16 protein-coding genes are annotated in these 16,352 nt (G+C 62.2%); 5 read left to right on the top strand and 11 right to left on the bottom strand.

Annotated features, from left to right (window positions below):
• Positions 1 to 45 precede the first annotated feature (45 nt).
• From BLL38_RS09995 to BLL38_RS09985, 3 genes are read right to left on the bottom strand one after another with little or no spacing between them, the layout of a single operon-like run.
• A complete protein-coding gene (locus BLL38_RS09995; RefSeq protein WP_076962420.1) occupies positions 46 to 900 on the bottom strand; it encodes an alpha/beta hydrolase in 855 nt (284 codons plus the stop codon).
• Complete coding sequence (locus BLL38_RS09990; protein ID WP_076962419.1) at positions 897 to 2,291, bottom strand: aspartate aminotransferase family protein; 1,395 nt, start codon at positions 2,289 to 2,291, stop codon at positions 897 to 899. The genes BLL38_RS09995 and BLL38_RS09990 overlap by 4 nt, the downstream gene beginning before the upstream one ends.
• Positions 2,284 to 2,982 (bottom strand): MtnX-like HAD-IB family phosphatase, encoded by a 699-nt coding sequence (locus BLL38_RS09985; RefSeq protein WP_076962418.1) that lies wholly within the window; start codon positions 2,980 to 2,982, stop codon positions 2,284 to 2,286. The genes BLL38_RS09990 and BLL38_RS09985 overlap by 8 nt, the downstream gene beginning before the upstream one ends.
• A 230-nt stretch (positions 2,983 to 3,212) precedes the next feature.
• Here BLL38_RS09985 and BLL38_RS09980 point away from each other — a divergent pair, with 230 nt between their 5' ends.
• Positions 3,213 to 3,977, top strand: a complete 765-nt coding sequence (locus BLL38_RS09980) for a MipA/OmpV family protein (protein WP_076962436.1) — start codon at positions 3,213 to 3,215, stop codon at positions 3,975 to 3,977.
• 170 nt (positions 3,978 to 4,147) lie between these two features.
• Here BLL38_RS09980 and BLL38_RS09975 read toward each other — a convergent pair whose 3' ends face one another.
• The 5 genes from BLL38_RS09975 to BLL38_RS09955 all read right to left on the bottom strand — a co-directional run bounded on the left by BLL38_RS09975 (position 4,148) and on the right by BLL38_RS09955 (position 7,816).
• Entirely contained in the window at positions 4,148 to 4,561 is a 414-nt protein-coding gene (locus BLL38_RS09975) for a DMT family transporter (RefSeq protein WP_076962417.1), read from the bottom strand.
• Positions 4,558 to 4,938 (bottom strand): DMT family transporter, encoded by a 381-nt coding sequence (locus BLL38_RS09970; protein WP_076962416.1) that lies wholly within the window; start codon positions 4,936 to 4,938, stop codon positions 4,558 to 4,560. Before BLL38_RS09970 ends, BLL38_RS09975 begins: the two co-directional genes overlap by 4 nt.
• Complete coding sequence (locus BLL38_RS09965; RefSeq protein ID WP_076962415.1) at positions 4,935 to 5,855, bottom strand: arginase family protein; 921 nt, start codon at positions 5,853 to 5,855, stop codon at positions 4,935 to 4,937. The genes BLL38_RS09970 and BLL38_RS09965 overlap by 4 nt, the downstream gene beginning before the upstream one ends.
• A gap of 226 nt (positions 5,856 to 6,081) precedes the next feature.
• On the bottom strand, positions 6,082 to 6,735 hold the full coding sequence (locus BLL38_RS09960) for a DsbA family oxidoreductase (RefSeq protein ID WP_076962414.1): 654 nt from the start codon (positions 6,733 to 6,735) through the stop codon (positions 6,082 to 6,084).
• Positions 6,736 to 6,796: 61 nt separating this feature from the next.
• Complete coding sequence (locus BLL38_RS09955) at positions 6,797 to 7,816, bottom strand: alpha/beta fold hydrolase (RefSeq protein ID WP_076962413.1); 1,020 nt, start codon at positions 7,814 to 7,816, stop codon at positions 6,797 to 6,799.
• A 182-nt stretch (positions 7,817 to 7,998) separates the two neighbouring features.
• Here BLL38_RS09955 and metR point away from each other — a divergent pair, with 182 nt between their 5' ends.
• The gene (gene metR / locus BLL38_RS09950; RefSeq protein WP_076962412.1) at positions 7,999 to 8,916 is read left to right on the top strand and encodes a transcriptional regulator MetR; all 918 of its coding nucleotides are present in this window, start codon (positions 7,999 to 8,001) and stop codon (positions 8,914 to 8,916) included.
• Positions 8,917 to 8,920: 4 nt separating this feature from the next.
• Here metR and BLL38_RS09945 read toward each other — a convergent pair whose 3' ends face one another.
• From BLL38_RS09945 to nosR, 3 genes are all read right to left on the bottom strand, one after another.
• Positions 8,921 to 9,559 (bottom strand): LysE family translocator, encoded by a 639-nt coding sequence (locus tag BLL38_RS09945; RefSeq protein ID WP_076962411.1) that lies wholly within the window; start codon positions 9,557 to 9,559, stop codon positions 8,921 to 8,923.
• A gap of 25 nt (positions 9,560 to 9,584) precedes the next feature.
• On the bottom strand, positions 9,585 to 9,998 hold the full coding sequence (locus BLL38_RS09940; RefSeq protein ID WP_076962410.1) for an NUDIX hydrolase: 414 nt from the start codon (positions 9,996 to 9,998) through the stop codon (positions 9,585 to 9,587).
• A 72-nt stretch (positions 9,999 to 10,070) separates the two neighbouring features.
• The gene (nosR, locus tag BLL38_RS09935; RefSeq protein ID WP_076962409.1) at positions 10,071 to 11,417 is read right to left on the bottom strand and encodes a response regulator c-di-GMP phosphodiesterase, NosR family; all 1,347 of its coding nucleotides are present in this window, start codon (positions 11,415 to 11,417) and stop codon (positions 10,071 to 10,073) included.
• A 251-nt stretch (positions 11,418 to 11,668) separates the two neighbouring features.
• On the opposite strand from nosR, the gene BLL38_RS09930 reads away from it, so the two are divergent.
• From BLL38_RS09930 to BLL38_RS09920, 3 genes are read left to right on the top strand one after another with little or no spacing between them, the layout of a single operon-like run.
• Positions 11,669 to 13,543, top strand: a complete 1,875-nt coding sequence (locus BLL38_RS09930; RefSeq protein ID WP_076962408.1) for a putative bifunctional diguanylate cyclase/phosphodiesterase — start codon at positions 11,669 to 11,671, stop codon at positions 13,541 to 13,543.
• A gap of 51 nt (positions 13,544 to 13,594) precedes the next feature.
• On the top strand, positions 13,595 to 14,548 hold the full coding sequence (locus BLL38_RS09925; RefSeq protein ID WP_090413070.1) for a cytochrome-c peroxidase: 954 nt from the start codon (positions 13,595 to 13,597) through the stop codon (positions 14,546 to 14,548).
• Positions 14,545 to 16,350 carry a DAHL domain-containing protein gene (locus BLL38_RS09920; RefSeq protein WP_076962406.1) on the top strand — a complete coding sequence of 602 codons (1,806 nt, stop codon included), beginning with the start codon at positions 14,545 to 14,547 and terminating at the stop codon, positions 16,348 to 16,350. The genes BLL38_RS09925 and BLL38_RS09920 overlap by 4 nt, the downstream gene beginning before the upstream one ends.
• Positions 16,351 to 16,352: the final 2 nt, after the last annotated feature.

Raw genomic sequence — 16,352 nt, 5'->3', positions numbered from 1 at the left:
CGTTCACGACCATCGCGGGCAAGCCCGCTCCCACAGGGGACGGTGTCAAGCCCGGAGATATTCGTCCACAGGGGTGGCGTGTTGCTCGATAAAGCCGGCACTCAACTCGATCACCCGGCGGTATTGCAGGTCGACGGTGATCATGTGGTAGCAGTTGTCCAGCAGGATCTTGGTCACCGGGCCGCCCAGGTGGCGTTCCACGTAGTCGGCGTTCCAGCGGCTGGTGATGTCGTCCTCGATGGAGTGCAGCACCAGCGCCGGGGTCTTGATCGACGGCATGCGTTTTTTCACCACCGCGTTCATCCAGTGCAGCTCGCGCACGGTGACGCCCTCCATGGTCAACAACCCGGCCTCGCTGCTCTCGCCCTCTTTCATCTGCCGCTCGACAATGGCCCGCAGGCGTTCGTTCTTGATGCCGTAGGGCGGCTTCTCGGTAAAGCGGAACAGGCGCACGCCGAAGGGAATGCGGATCAGCAACGGCGTGATGAAGGCAAATTTGTTGATGCTCCAGCCGTCGTACTTGAGGGTCGTGGAGTACATCAGCAACCCCGCGACCTGGCCCGGGAACTCCGAAGCCAGGTACATCGACATCACCGCGCCCATGGACAAGCCACCGACAAACACCTGGGTATGGCGCTGCTGCACGCCGACAAAGGTCTTGCGCACGCCCTCGTACCAGTCGCGCCAACCGGTGGCCTGCAGGTCTTCGTTGCCCCCGCAGTGCCCGGCCAGGGTCGGCACATACACGGTGCAGTTGCCCGCCTTGGCCAGGCCCTGGGCCACCCGCCGCAACTCGGTCGGGGTGCCGGTCAGGCCGTGGATCAACAAGACCCCGACCGGACCGTTGCCGAGAACGAAGCCGGCGTTGCCTTCGCCGAGATCGATATCGGCCTGGTTCACCGCTTCATCGCTCGGGTCAGCAGTTGCTCCAGCAGCTTCAGGCCCAGGTCGATTTCCGGGTAGCTGATTTCCAGGGACGGCGCCAGGGTGATCACGTTCTTGTAGTAGCCGCCCACATCGAGGATCAACCCCAGTTTCTGGCCGTCGACCAGCATGTCGCCTTTCATGCCTTCCTCAACCATGTAGTCCAGGGTCGCCTTGTCCGGGGTGAAACCATCGGGGCCGCAGATTTCACAGCGCAGGGCCAGGCCCAGGCCATCGACGTCGCCGATGATCGGGAAGCGCTTTTGCAACTCTTGCAGGCCTTCAAGGAAATATTTGCCCTTGGCCATGACCATCGCGCCGTAGTCGACTTCGCTGGTCATCTTGAACATTTCCAGGCCCACCGCCGTACCCAGCGGGTTGGAGGCGAAGGTGGAGTGGGTGGAGCCCGGCGGGAAGATTTTCGGGTTGATCAACTCTTCCTTGGCCCAGATGCCGCCCAGGGGATTGAGGCCGTTGGTCAGGGCCTTGCCGAACACGATCACATCCGGCTGCACGTCGAAGTGCTCGATCGACCACAACTTACCGGTGCGCCAGAAGCCCATCTGGATTTCATCGACCACCATCAGGATACCGTGCTGGTCGAGCACCTGCTTGAGTTCGCTGTAGAAGTTCATCGGCGGGATCACGTAGCCGCCAGTGCCCTGGATCGGCTCGACGTAGAACGCGGCGTACTCGCTCTGGCCGACTTTCGGGTCCCACACACCGTTGTATTCAGTCTCGAACAGGCGCGCGAACTGCTGCACGCAGTGGCTGCCGTATTCTTCCTTGGTCATGCCCTTGGGCCCACGGAAGTGGTACGGGAACGGGATGAAGTTGGCGCGCTCGCCAAAGTGGCCGTAGCGGCGGCGATAGCGGTAGCTGGAGGTGATGGACGACGCGCCGAGAGTACGCCCGTGGTAGCCGCCCTCGAAGGCGAACATCAGGCTCTTGCCGTTGCTGGCGTTACGCACCACCTTCAGCGAATCCTCGATGGACTGCGAACCGCCGACGTTGAAATGCACGCGGCCATCGAGGCCGAATTTTTTCTTGGCATCCACCGCGATCATTTCCGACAGCTCGATCTTGCCCTTGTGCAGGTACTGGCTGGCGATTTGCGGCAGGGTGTCGATCTGCTGTTTCAGCGCATTGTTCAGGCGCGGGTTGGCATAGCCGAAGTTGACCGCCGAATACCACATTTGCAGGTCGAGGTAGGCCTGGTCTTCGGTGTCCCACACGTAGGAGCCTTCGCAACGGCTGAAGATACGCGGCGGGTCGATGTAGTGGACGGTGTCGCCGTAGGAGCAGTACTTGGCTTCTTTATCCAGCAGAACCTGGTCTTCGGCGGTAGCGATACGGATATCAGACATGATGAAAGAGTTCCTGAGTGTCGGAGGTAAAGTGGGTGGCGTTGGCGGCGATGCCCTGGGGCAGCCTGGCCAGCAAGGCCGGGAGTTCGGCAAAGCTGTCGAAACGCAGATGGGGGATGGCGTGGGCCTGGCAGTACTGGGCCAGGCTGCCCTTGGCGAAGACGAAATCGGCGGTGGTCGACACGCACATATCGGACTTGCCATCGCCGATCACCAGCACCCGCTTGTTGCGCGGGGTGGACTTGCATTTGCAGTTGCCCGAGGCCGCGCGGCAGGCGTCGCTGGCATGGGGGAAGTCGATGCGCCAGCTGTCCTGGTCAACCTGGCGCAGGCGGTTGGCGATGATCGGCAGCAAGGTCACGTAGTTGCGCGACAGGATCCGCGCGATGCCTTGCTCGATGCCGTCGCTGACCACTTCAAGGGAGGCGCCAAGGCCAAGGACATGGTCGACGAAATCCGGGAAGTCCGGGTCGATCTCGACCGTGTCGAAATACGCCAGCAGTTCGGCCGGGGTCGCCTTGATCAGCGCCAATTGGCGGCTCAGGCATTCCCGGGAACCGATATGGCCATCCAGCCATTGCTGCTCGATGGTTTCCCACTCGGGGCCGGCGAAGCGTTGGAGAACATTGTCGATGACATCGGTGGGTGTGATGGTCCCATCGAAGTCACACACGATATGCCAGTCATTCATCTGCGTTTACCTTGGAGATGACAGCGCGGATGCGCTTGTACCAGGGTTAGAGCAGGGACTGTGCCAAGTAGGCAAAACCCAATGGGGCCGGGCTTGCGGCGGATGCCTAAGGGAAATACCCGTGGCCCAGGCTACAATTTTTGTAGGTCGCTACAAACAAGATGAGTGCTTGCGTGAGCCCCCGCGCCTGCGCGTTCATGCGCGTATGTTTTCGAGAGGGCAATACCATGATGTGCAGGATGAGTTCGGCGCTGTTCGCCGGTTTGCTTGGCCTTTGGGCGGGCTCGGCGTTGGCTCAAGGCATTAGCGGCGAGGTCGGCCTTGGCGCCAGCTACCAGCCCCGCGAGCCCACTGGCAGCCGCTATCACACGGTGCCGGTGCCCTACTTCGACCTGGAGTGGGGCGATGTCAGCCTCGATACCGATGACGGCCTGACCTGGAGCGCGCTCAACCACCAGGGTTTCAGCGCTGGCCCCTACCTCAACTACTTGCCGGGACGCGCGGCCAATGGCCCGCTACGGGGTTTGCGGGACGTGTCGGACATGGCCGAGATCGGCGGGTTTATCCAGTACGCACCGGCCGATTTCTGGCGGGTCTATGCGCAACTGGGCCGGGCCGTGGGCGGCGCCCGCGAGCAGAGCGGCGTGCTCGGCAAGCTCGGCGGGGAACTGGGTTACCCGCTGGGCGGCGGGGTGATTGGCAGCAGTGGCCTGGTCGCACACTTTGCCGATGGCCGCCAGACCCAGACGTTTTTCGGGGTGGATGAGCATGAGGCGGCAAACTCCGGGATTCGCCCGTACAGCGCCAGCGGCGGGTTCCAGAACCTGACCCTGACCCAGAGCCTGCAGATCCCCCTGGCACCCAAGTGGACGCTGCTGACCAGTGCCAGTTGGATACACCTGACAGGTTCGGCGGCCGATAGCAGCCTCGTGCGCCAGACCGGCGAGGTGAACCAGGGGCAGGTGCAGACGGCGATCAGCTATACCTTTGATTGATTGTCTCAAGGGCGACACCCATCAAAATGTGGGAGCAAGCTTGTGTGGGAGCTGGCTTGCCTGCGATGCAGGCGCCTCGGTGTCTCAGTTACACCGCGGTGATGCTATCGCAGGCAAGCCAGCTCCCACACAAGCCCGCTCACACATTTAGTCCGTATTTCACAGGGAACTCAGTTTTCCTCGCCCTCGGCCAACAGCGCAATCCCGCCAATAATCACCACCACGCCCACCCAGTGCAGGAAGCTGATGTGCTCGCCCAAGCCCAGCCACGAGCCCAGCAGCACCACCACAAACACCAGCGAACTCAGGGGGAAGGCCAGGGACAGGCTGCTGCGCCGTAGGATCAGCATCCACACAAAAAATGCGCCGATATAGCAGGCGATCGCCGCGAGAACCCCGGGGTTGACCGCCACCGCCGCCAACCATTGCCAGTTGAAATCCATCTGCCCCAATTGATCGCCAGCCACCTTGGTAAACAACTGGCCGGCGCTTTCGGTAAGGATCAATAACGCCCACAGCACCACGGTGCCCAGGCGCCCATGCAGCCAGCCAACCGGGCGCAGCGCCATCTCTTGCGAATTCATGATTGTGCTCCCGCTATTGCCACCAACATCACCCCGGCGGTAATCACCAGCGTGCCCAGCCAGCGCCGACGGCTGACGGTTTCGCCCAGCACCACCTTGCCCGCCAGCACCACCCCGCAATAGGCCAGGGCGGCGGCCGGGAACAGCAGGCTCAACGGCGCGCGGGACAAGGCTTCGAGCCAGACGAAAAACTCGATCACATAGGCGCCGATGCCCGCCCACAGCAACGGCGCATTGAACACCTGGCCCCAGAAGGCATTCAGGCGAAACCCGCCCTCCAGCTCCGGCAAACGGTCCAGGCCCAGTTTGAAACACAGCTGGCCGATCACATCGAGCACGATGGAAAAGGCCACCAGCAACACCACGGTCAGGGTCACGGAAACAGCTCCTCGAACAGGTTGATCAACGCTTCATTGGTGGTCGCGTTACGCAGCAGGTCGTCCGCGCTCCAGCGCTCGGCCGGGGGTTGGTCGGACTTGGCTTCCCACCGTTTGAAGGCGTTGCTGAACACAGGCTGGGCAAACTCGCCACACACGTCGATGCCGACGATCCGTTTGCTCGCCGCCAGCATCCGCAGCGCCTGCAACAGGTGGGGCAGGCGCATGCCGCCCTGGTCCCAGTTGGTGGCCGCGTCCTCGCTGGCCAGCACATCCTTGTCGAGGGTGATCCACACCGCCTCGGTGGGCAGGCTGGCGATCATCTGCTCAAGGAATGCGGGCCAATCAAGCTCAGCGAGGTTGCGCCAATGCAGGTGGTTCTCCTGTTGTGCATGGCCGGCACCATCCCCTACCCGGCCCCAGACTTTCGACGGCGCGTGCTGCCAGGGAAACAACTGCAAGTGCCCGCGCTTGAGGGCGCCGAGGTTGCCGCCGCGCAGTTGCGGGTTGTGCAGGTCGTCGCTGCACGGGCCGAGGGTGACGATGCGCTGGATCGCCGGCATCTTCAGGGCCTGGTTGACCCATGAACCGCAGTGTCGGCGCGGAGCCAGGCGTACCCAGTCGGGGTGGTTGTCGAAGTGGATCAGGCTGATGGGCTCCTGCACCTCGGCGAGAAAAGCCGGGGTCAGGTGGTGATAGTCGCCGGAGCCGACAAAGAAGATTTCCGGGCGCGCCGTGCCTGGCCGGGGCCGTTGGGCCAGGCGCTGGGCAAAGCGCTTCCAGGTTTTTTCGGTGGACCACAGGCGCAGCTTCGGACCCAGGTCGAGCAGGTCCAGGCGCGTGGCCTGACCACTGGCCAGACGCCGGGCGATGGGCGCCTGGGCCGTGAGGCTGTGGTCGAGATCGAGGATATTCAAGGTAATGTGCCCCCCCTGGCAGTGCCCAGCCGCCTACCGGCTGGGCTTTAGGGGAGTAATGCAAGGGATGGGCCAGGGTTGGATGATTACACAATGAGCCCATGTGGGAGCGGGCTTGTGTGGGAGCGGGCTTGCCCGCGATGGCGGTGGGCCAGTTAAAAGATACTTAGCTGACACACCGCCATCGCAGGCAAGCCAGCTCCCACATTTTGCTTTGCGCTCGGCTTTAGGCCTTGGACTCGTTGATGATCTGGCGGATAGCGCCGACAAACGCCTCAACCGGCTGCCCGCCGCTGACCGCGTACTGGTCGTTGAACACGATGGTCGGCACCGAACTCACCCCGCGCGATACCCACAGTTGCTCCTGCTCGCGCACCTCGGCGGCGTACTCGTCCGAGGCCAGGATCTCGGCTGCGCGCTGGAGGTCCAGGCCAACGCTTTCGGCAATGATCGCCAACGTGGCGTGGTCGGACGGGTCCTGGCCATCGCTGAAGTAAGCCTTGAACAGCGCTTCCTTGAGGTTGTACTGCAAGCCCTCGAGGCCGGCCCAATGCAGCAGGCGATGGGCGTCGAAGGTGTTGTAGATACGGCTTTGGCCATCGGTACGAAACGCAAAGCCCAGGGCGGCGCCCATGTCGCGGATGCGCGCGCGGTTGGCCTGGGACTCTTCGGCACTGGAGCCGTATTTTTCGGTGATGTGTTCCACGATGTTTTGCCCTTCGGCGGGCATGTTCGGGTTCAGCTCGAAAGGCTGGAAGTGGATCTGGGCCTGCACTTCGGCGCCCATTTGATCCAGGGCCTCGGTCAGGCCGCGCAGGCCGATGACGCACCAGGGGCAGGACACGTCGCTGACAAAATCGATTTTCAGGGAAGTACTCATTTACGCAACCTCGCAGGCATTACACGCCACAAAGTTCGCACCATACACCTCTACGCGGCCGTCATAAAACCTTGGCGGGGGCCAGCGGTTCGACCTGCGCCCAATGCGCCGCCTCTGCGCGGTGGGCTTGCAGGTACGGCAACACCGCCGCCAGCAACGGCGCCTTGAAGGCCTCCTGGAAACGATGGGCCAGGCCCGGGATCAGCCGCAACTGGCTGCCCTGGATATGCGCCGCCAGGTGCACGCCATGCATCACCGGCAGCAATGGATCGGCCGTGCCGTGTACCACCAGGGTCGGCACCCGCAGTTGGTTGAGCAGCGGCACCCGGCTCGGCTCCGCGAGGATCGCCATGATCTGGCGCTTCACCCCCTCGGGGTTGAACGCGCGGTCATAGGACTGCGCCGCCTGCTGCAACAACGCCTGGCGATCATCCTGGACCTGGGGGCTGCCCAGGGCCGCCAGCAAGTCGGCCTGTTGCTCCAGGGCCACTGCGCGGTTGGGCGCGCTGCGCCGTGACAGCAGTTGCACCAGCGCGGCATTCGGCGCGGGCAGGCCTTCGGCGCCGGAGCTGGTCATGATCAGGGTCAGGCTTTCCACGCGCTGCGGCGCCATGGCCGCCAGGTGCTGGGCGATCATCCCGCCCATGCTGGCGCCCAGCACATGGAACTGGCGGATCTGTAGCGCATCCATCAACCCCAGGGCATCGTCGGCCATATCGGTCAGGGTGTAGGGCGCGGCCACCGGCAGGCCCAGTTTGTAGCGCAACACTTCAAAGGTCAGGTTGGCGCTGGCCGGGGCCTGGCGCCAGGTGGACAGACCGACGTCGCGGTTGTCGTAGCGAATCACCCGAAAACCTTGTTGGCACAGGGCGACCACCACTTCGTCCGGCCAATGGATCAACTGCCCGCCCAAGCCCATCACCAGCAGCAACGCCGGATCGGAAGCACGGCCAATGCTCTGGTACGCCAGGCTCACCGTGGCCAGGTCGACCCGCTCAGTCGGGACATTGACATCACATCGAGACGCCGCAAACGACGGCAGGCCGAACAAGAGAGCGGCCAGTAAAAACAACACGCGCATGGAAAACACCGAAACACAGAACCCCAGTAGAGCGCGAGTCTGATGAAGTTTGTTCAAGCGCGCTGCCACAGTTACGTGACAGTTTGATGAAGAGTGCCCAGCGGTCATGGTCGACAGCCCGCTCAACATGAGACAAACTCACGCTACCCGAACTTGTCACAAATTTTCTTCATGGAGAGCCCGTGCTCGAAATCCGCCACCTCAAGACCCTACACGCCCTGCGCGAAGCCGACAGCCTGGTAGAAGCCGCCGAGCGCCTGCACCTGACCCAGTCGGCGTTGTCCCACCAGTTCAAGGAGCTGGAAGAGCGCCTGGGCATGCCGCTGTTTGTGCGCAAGACCAAGCCGGTGCGCTTCACCAGCGCCGGCCTGCGCCTGCTGCAACTGGCGGATGCCACCCTGCCGCTGCTGCGCGGTGCCGAACGGGATATTGCGCGCCTGGCCGGGGGCACCGCCGGGCGCCTGCATATGGCGATCGAATGCCACAGCTGCTTCCAGTGGCTGATGCCAACCATCGACCAGTTCCGCGATGCCTGGCCGGAAGTCGAGCTGGACCTGGCCTCGGGGTTTGCCTTCGCCCCGCTGCCAGCCCTGGCCCGTGGCGACCTGGACCTGGTGGTGACCTCCGACCCGCTGGAGCTGGCGGGCATCACCTATGTGCCGTTGTTCACCTACGAAGCCATGCTCGCCGTGGCCAACCAGCACGCCCTGGCGCACAAGCCGTATATCGTGCCCGAGGATTTGCTCAGCGAAACCCTGATCACCTACCCGGTGGAGCGCGACCGCCTGGACATCTTCACCCGTTTCCTGGAACCGGCCGACGTCGAGCCGGCCCAGGTGCGCACCGCGGAACTGACGGTGATGATGATGCAGTTGGTGGCCAGCGGACGCGGCGTGTGTGGCATGCCCCACTGGGCGCTGCATGAGTACAGCTCGCGGGGTTATGTGAAGGCCAAGCGGCTGGGGGAGAAGGGGCTGTTCGCCACGCTGTACGCCGGGATCCGTGCGGATATGCTGGATGCGCCGTACATGCGTGACTTTTTGCTGACCGCCAAGGACACGTCGTTTTCCACCCTGGATGGGGTCAGCGCGGTCCGCTGAGTGTTTACGCGCTGCGCCGTTGCTCCAGCATCAGGCGCACCGCCAGGGCGGCCAGCACAAACCCCATGAAATAACGCTGCACCGCCAGCCACGTGGGGTTGTGGATAAACCAGGCGGCAATGCTCGCGGCGCCCAGCGAGATCAGCAGGTTGACCACAAAGCTGACACTGATCTGGGTAAAGCCCAGCATCAGGCTCTGGGTAAAGATCGAACCGTGTTCCGGGGTGATGAACTGCGGGAACACCGACAGGTAGAACACCGCGATTTTCGGGTTCAGCGCACTGGTCAAAAAGCCCATGGTCACCAGCTTGCGCGGCGAATCGGCAGGCAGTTGCTGGGCCTCGAACGGCGAACGGGCGCCTGGCTTCACCGCCTGCCAGGCCAGCCACAACAGGTACAGCGCGCCTGCCCATTTCAGCACTTCATAGGCCATCGGCACCGTAAGAAACACGGCGGTCAAACCCGCGGCGGCGGCGAACAAATGCACAAAGAACCCCGCGACCACACCCAACAGCGACGTCACCCCGGCCTTGCGGCCCTGGCAGATCGAACGGGAAATCAGGTAGATCATGTTCGGGCCGGGTGTGAGTACCAGCAATAGCGAGGCGGCGGCAAAAATCAGCAAGTCATTGAGGGGGATCACGGGTCAGTCCTTGGCGCCCGACAGCTCAGGCAGTAGTGGTCAGCGATGAGCGATAGAACGGCAGGATCAGGTCGCGTGTCAAGGGCGCCAATGCCAGGCCGCCGTCGCCCATCGGGTCGATCCAGCGCACTTCCTCGATCTCGGCGGCGGGGGTCACCGGCACGTCGATATGCACCTCAAACAGCTCGGCCGCCACGGTAAACCCCGGCTCATTGGCCGCCGGTGCCGAGAAGTGGCCAAGGTAGTGCGCCGCCGCCGGCTCGATACGCAACCCCAGCTCTTCGTACAGCTCGCGCGCCAGGGCCTGCGCCGGTTGCTCGCCCGCATCGATCTTGCCGCCCGGCTGCATGAAGGCCTGGGTGCCGCGCTTGCGCACCAGCAGGGTCTGGCCGTCGCTGCCGATCAACAGGGCAGCGGCGATACGGATGGTCTTGGACATGAAGTCAACGCCTTGGAGTAAAGGGCGCAAAGGATCACATGCCCCCGCACTGCGCCGCAATGCCCGCTGGCCCTATAGCGAGGGCGCGGGTTCCTCGGGCTCCTTGATGAACACGCTGTACTTGGCGCCCTCCATGGCTTCAAAGGCGATCAGCTTGTCCACCAGCGGCAGGTTAAGCACCTTGCCGGCGTTGAGCAGCAGCATGCCATTGTCGGCGTTGAGGTTGCGCGCCAGGACCATGCCGGCGGCCAGCTCACGGGTGCCCAGGACCTTGACGCTCGGGTCGCCCAGGGTCACGTCACTGAGGAACGCGGCACAGGCCTGGACAAAGTCTTCCACCATGTCCGGGTCATACAGGCGGCCCGCGTATTTGCGGATATACAGCAGCGCTTCGTCGCTGTTCATGTTGCGCTCAAGGATCAAGCCGCGCTGCAACTCGATAAAGTCCACCGCCAGCTTCAATAGCCGTGAGCCAAAGGGAATCCCGTCCCCCTTGAGGTGGTCGGGAAAGCCACTGCCGTCCCAGCGTTCCTGGTGGTGACGGATGATGCGCGCCGCATCTTTCATCGGTTCCAGGGTCATCAGCAGCGATTCGCTCTGGGTCGGGTAAGTGCGATACAGCTCGCGGTCGGTGCTGTGCAGCAGGTCAGAGGGGGCGATCATCATGCGGTCGGCCCAACTCAACTTGCCGACGTTGTAGAGCGCCGCAGCCATGGTCAGGTCGCGCACACTGGACTCATCCATCGACTGGGCCTTGCAGTAGACCCGGATCAGCTCGATCAGCGGGCGGTTGGTCTGCTTTTCCTTGGGCAGGCGCAGGTTGGCCAGCAGGGAAAACACCTCGGTGCCGGTCACATAGCTGCGCTTGAGCTCATCGTAGGCCAGGTCCAACATGTCAGCGGTCTGCTGCAGCTCGCTGGTGCGCGAGAGCACGCGTTTTTCCAGGGTGGCATTGAGCGCCTTGAGCTGATCGTTCTGTTCGCGGGTCAGGTGCTCCAGGCGCAGCCTTTCGCGCTCGGAAAACTGATGCTCCAGGGACTGGCGCAAAACCAGGAGCATCTCTTCATCGTTCCACGGCTTGCTGATGTAGCGGTGGATCTGCCCCTCGTTGATGGCCTTGATGATCATCGTCAGGTCGGCGTAGCCCGTCAGCAGGATGCGCGAGGTTGCCGGGTACAGGCGGTGGGTTTCGGCCAGCAACGTCGCACCGTCCATGGCGGGCATCCGGGCGTCGGTCATTACCAGGTCGATGGGCTGGGCCGCCATGATCTCCAGGGCCTGGGCACCGCTGCCGGCCAGCACCACCTCATAGGGCTGGCCGCGCAGCAGGCGGCGCAGGCTGTTGAGGATCGACTCTTCGTCATCGACCAGCAACACCGTGGGTTTATAGGCGGAAGGGGTAGCGAGTTGCTCATCCATGGCGACACCTGCTCAAACTTGAACTAGATTGAACCCCTGCACCTTGCCGTGGACTGCAGGCGGCGCTTGCCCAGGCAATCAGCGCACGAGGTCAAAGGGTGAACTGCGGCTGATTTGACGCCAACTGACCGACTATTTCAAGGGAGTAGGCTACCCTTGAAGATAAAGTAATTGGCTCACTCAACCCCGCCATTGAGGAAAGGACGCCTTATGTGCCCATCCATGCTGTTGCGCCTAAGTGAGTGGCAGTCATGAGCCCCCAGGGCGAACGTGCGAACCGCCGCATCCTGATCGTCGACGATACCGCGTCGATCCATCAGGACTTCCGCAAGATCCTCTGTGCCGAGACCATTGCCGACCAGACGCTGGAAAGCATCGAACAAAGCCTGTTCGGCACTTCGCCTACTCTGCACCAGAGCTATTCCCTGGATTCCGCCTACCAGGGCCAGGAAGCCCTGGCCCTGGTACACCAGGCGCTGGCCGACAACACGCCGTACGCCCTGGCCTTTATCGACATGCGCATGCCGCCGGGGTGGGATGGCCTGGAAACCATCGAACAGTTGTGGAACATCGACCCCAACCTGCAGATCGCCTTGTGTACGGCCTACTCTGACTACTCCTTTGAAGCGATTGAAGCGCGCCTGAAGTTCAACGATCAGTTGCTGATCCTGAAAAAGCCTTTCGACCACCTGGAAATCCGCCAGATGGCCAGTGCCCTGACCTGGAAATGGCAATTGGCACAGGATGCACTGCTCAAGGTGTTGAGCCTGGAGCGCACGATCGAGGAGCGGGTCCAGGAGCTCCTCAAGGTCTCGCACCTGCTGCAATACGATGCCCTCACCAGCCTGCCCAACAGCACACTGCTGGGCGACCGACTGACCCAGGCCATTGCCCTGGGCAGGCGCCACGATACGCAACTGGCCGTCATGTTCATTGGCCTGGACCGCTTCAAGCGCATCAACAATGCCTTGGGCCACCCGGTGGGCGACGAGGTGCTGCAACAGGTCAGCCAGGACCTGGTGGCCACGGTCCGTGCGTCCGACTCGGTGTTCCGCTACGGCTCGGATGAGTTCGTGATGATCCTCAACGACATTCATCACCCCCAGCAAACCCAGGGCATTGCCGAGAAAGTCCTCACGGCCGTGGGGCGTACCCGCCATATCGCCGGCCATGACCTGCGTGTCACCGCCAGCCTTGGCATCAGCATTTACCCCAATGACAGTTTCAACGCCGTGGACCTGATCAAGAAGGCGGAAACCGCCATGAACAACGTCAAGGAGCACGGGCCTGACAGCTTCAGCTTCTTTATCGAAGACATGAACCTGATCGCGCGCCAGCAACAAACCCTGGAGGCCGCGATTCGCCTGGCCCTGGAGCACGACGAGTTTGTCTTGCACTACCAGCCGAAACTGGACTTGAAAAGCGGGCGGATTGTCGGTGCCGAAGCCCTGATCCGCTGGTATCAACCTGACCATGGCTGGATCTACCCATCCGCCTTTATCCCGATGGCCGAAGACAGTGGCCTGATCGTGCCCTTGAGCCAGTGGGTATTGCGCCAGGCCTGCGCACAGGCCCGACGCTGGCAGGCCCAGGGCTTGGCGCCCATTTGTGTTTCGGTGAATATTTCGGCTATCGATTTCCGCCAGCGCGATTTTGTCCCCAACCTCGCCGCCACCCTTGAGCAGACGGGCCTGGCGCCCGCCCTGCTGGAGCTGGAGATCACCGAAAGCGTACTGATGCAGAACGTCGAGGAGACCGTGACAACCCTGCGCGAGATCAAAAAAATGGGCGTGCGGCTGGCCATCGATGACTTTGGCACCGGTTATTCCAGCCTCAGTTACCTGCGGCGCTTTCCCGTCGATGTGCTAAAAATCGATCAATCGTTTATTCGCGGCATGGCCGAGAGTTCCCAGGACCTGCAATTGATCAGTGCCATTATCAGCCTGGGCAAGAGCCTGGACCTGAATATCATTGCCGAAGGCGTGGAGACTCTGGAGCAGTTGGAGTTCCTCAAAACCAGGAACTGCGAGGAGGGCCAGGGCTACCTGTTCAGCAAAGCCGTGGCGGCCGAGGATTTTGCCCTGCTGCTGGAACCCGGCCGAAGTCATCTGATGCCGGATCAATAATCCTCTGCTCACAAGGAATTCAAGTTGAGCAATACACCATCGCGTTACCCGCTGGCATGGGGCACAAGCCTTGTGCTCGGCATCTGGCTGGGCAGCTCAGCGGCACTGGCCGCCCCCCTCGATGAGGCGCTCAAGCCCCTGCCCGAGGTGCCCGCACTGGACGCGGCGCAGGTCGAGTTGGGGCGTCGGCTGTTCAATGAAACGCGTCTTTCGATCAATAACACGCTGTCTTGCGCCAGTTGCCATCGCCTGGATAAAGGCGGCGCCGATGACAAACCCTTCTCCCTGGGCTTCGACGGCAAGCCCGTGGCCCTCAACACACCCACGGTGTTCAACGCCACCTTGAACTTCAAACAGTTCTGGAACGCCCGGGTGGACACCCTGGAGGCCCAGATCGAACAAGTGGTGATCAGCCCCGTGGAAATGGGCAACACCTGGCAAAACGTCGTCACAACCTTGGCCGCCGTGCCTGAATACCAGCACGCCTTCACCCAGGCCTATGCCGATGGCGTCACGGCCAGCAACGTGCAGAGCGCCCTGGCAACGTATGAGCGCTCCCTGCTCACACCCAACTCACGCTTCGACCAGTACCTGCTGGGCAATACCGATATCCTCAGCTACGACGAAAAACAGGGCTACCTGCGCTTCAAGGAATACGGTTGTATTGCCTGCCATCAAGGGGTCAACATCGGGGGCAACATGTACCAGAAGTTCGGCGTGATGGGGGACTACTTCAAGGACCGCGGCAACCCGGTGGAAGCTGACCTGGGGCGCTACCTCCTGACCCAGGATGAAGAGGACCGCCATGTGTTCAAGGTGCCGAGCCTGCGTAATGTCGCCGTCACCGCCCCGTACTTTCACGACGCCTCGGCCAAGACCCTGGAAGAGGCCGTTGCCGTGATGTTCAAGTATCAGTTGGGACGCATCCCCACCAGCGAGGACAAGACCCTGATCGTGCAGTTTCTCAAGACGTTGACCGGCGAGTGGGCAGGCAAACCGCTATGAAGCTGACCCGCCGCTCCAGCCTGGCCCTGCTGGGCGCCATCACCCTCGTGCTGGCCTCGATCCTGGTGTTCTTGTACGTCAAGTCTTCGTCGGACCTGAGCAGCAACTACACACAATCGCGCGACTTGATCCGCCATATCAAGCAATTGAACGCGCAATGGGACAGCGAGGTACTCAAGGCACGGATTGCCCTGACCCACAATTATGACCCGCTGGTTGCCCCCCTCAACGAAATGAACAGCCTCTGGGCCACCCTGACGCAGCAGGAGTCGCTGCACGCCCATGCCGACCCCACCCACTGGCAGGCGCTGCAAAGCACCTATCAGGCAGCGGTTCAGGAAAAGGCGCGGCTGGTGGACCAGTTCAAGGCCCATAACGCGGTTTTGCGCAACTCACTGGCCTTCCTGCCAAACGCCGAAGACGATATCCAGGCGCAATTCGGCCTGCTGGACGACCAACTTCGACTGCAGTTGCAAGACATTGCCACCGACACCTACGACCTGTTGCTCAGCAGTCTTGAGTTCGCCCTGGTAGCCAGTGATGACAAGGCAGCGGATATTCTGGTCGGGTTGAACAAACTGGCGGTCAACAAGGAACACCTGCCACCAGATTTCCAGGGCCCGATCGAAATTCTCAGCAGCCACATCTCCCTGATCATGCGCGAGCAGCCGGTGGTCAACAGTTTGCTGGAACGCATCGCCGTGATCCCGCTGGCCGAGCAGTTGGATGAGCTGACCACCCAACTCAACCAGGACCAACAGGCCGTCGACCTTATCGACCAGAAGTACCACCGCTACCTACTGGTCTTTTCGGCCTTGCTGATGCTGGTACTGGTGTACCTGGCCGTGCACCTGTTGCGCAGCTTCGCCGAGATCAACCGGGTCAACCGGGCCTTGCAGGCCTCCAACGAAAGCCTCGAACAACGGGTCGAAGCGCGTACCCGGGAACTCAAGGACGCCCAGAGCGAGCTGCTCGACAGCGCCCGCCAGGCCGGCATGGCGGAAATTGCCACCAACGTGCTGCACAACGTCGGCAACGTGCTCAACAGCGTGAACGTCTCCGCCGACCTGGTCACCCGCAAGCTGCGGGCCAGCAAGGCCCTGGGGCTGGGCAAGGCCATGCAGTTGATCAACGAGCACCCCCATGACCTGGGCACCTTCCTCACAGAAGATGACAAGGGCAAATTACTGCCGGGGTATTTGAATCAGTTGGTCGACGCCATTGCTATCGAGCAGCAAGGCCTGGCCGATGAACTGGGGCAACTGACCAAGAGCGTCGACCACATCAAGGAGATCGTGTCTACCCAGCAATCCTATGCCGGGGCCTCCAAGCTGCTGGAGCCGGTGCATATCAGCGCCCTGGTCGAAGACGCGCTGCGCATGAACTCCGGCGCCTTGAACCGCCACCACGTCACGGTGGTCAAGGACTTTCACCCGGTCCCCGAGGTCATGGCCGACAAACACCGCTTGCTGCTGATCCTGGTGAACCTGATCAGCAACGCCAAGTACGCCATGTCCAACCTCAGCGATCGGCCACGCCAGATAACCCTGACGGTCCAGGCCGTGGCAGACGACACCTTGCAGATCAGCGTCAAGGACGACGGCGAAGGCATCCCAGCAGAGAACATGACGCGGATCTTTACCCACGGTTTCACCACCCGCAAGGAAGGCCATGGCTTCGGCCTGCACAGCTGTGCCCTGGCGGCCATCGAAATGAATGGCCACCTGACCGTACACAGCGATGGGCCCGGCCTGGGCGCCGTGTTTACCCTGCAAATCCCTCTTGAGCGTGCCGAGACCTGACC

The sequence above is a fragment of the Pseudomonas gessardii genome, from assembly GCF_001983165.1.
Classification (GTDB): domain Bacteria; phylum Pseudomonadota; class Gammaproteobacteria; order Pseudomonadales; family Pseudomonadaceae; genus Aquipseudomonas; species Aquipseudomonas gessardii.
The sequence above is the reverse complement of the archived record's forward strand: the minus strand, read 5'-3'. Positions and strand labels throughout refer to the sequence as shown.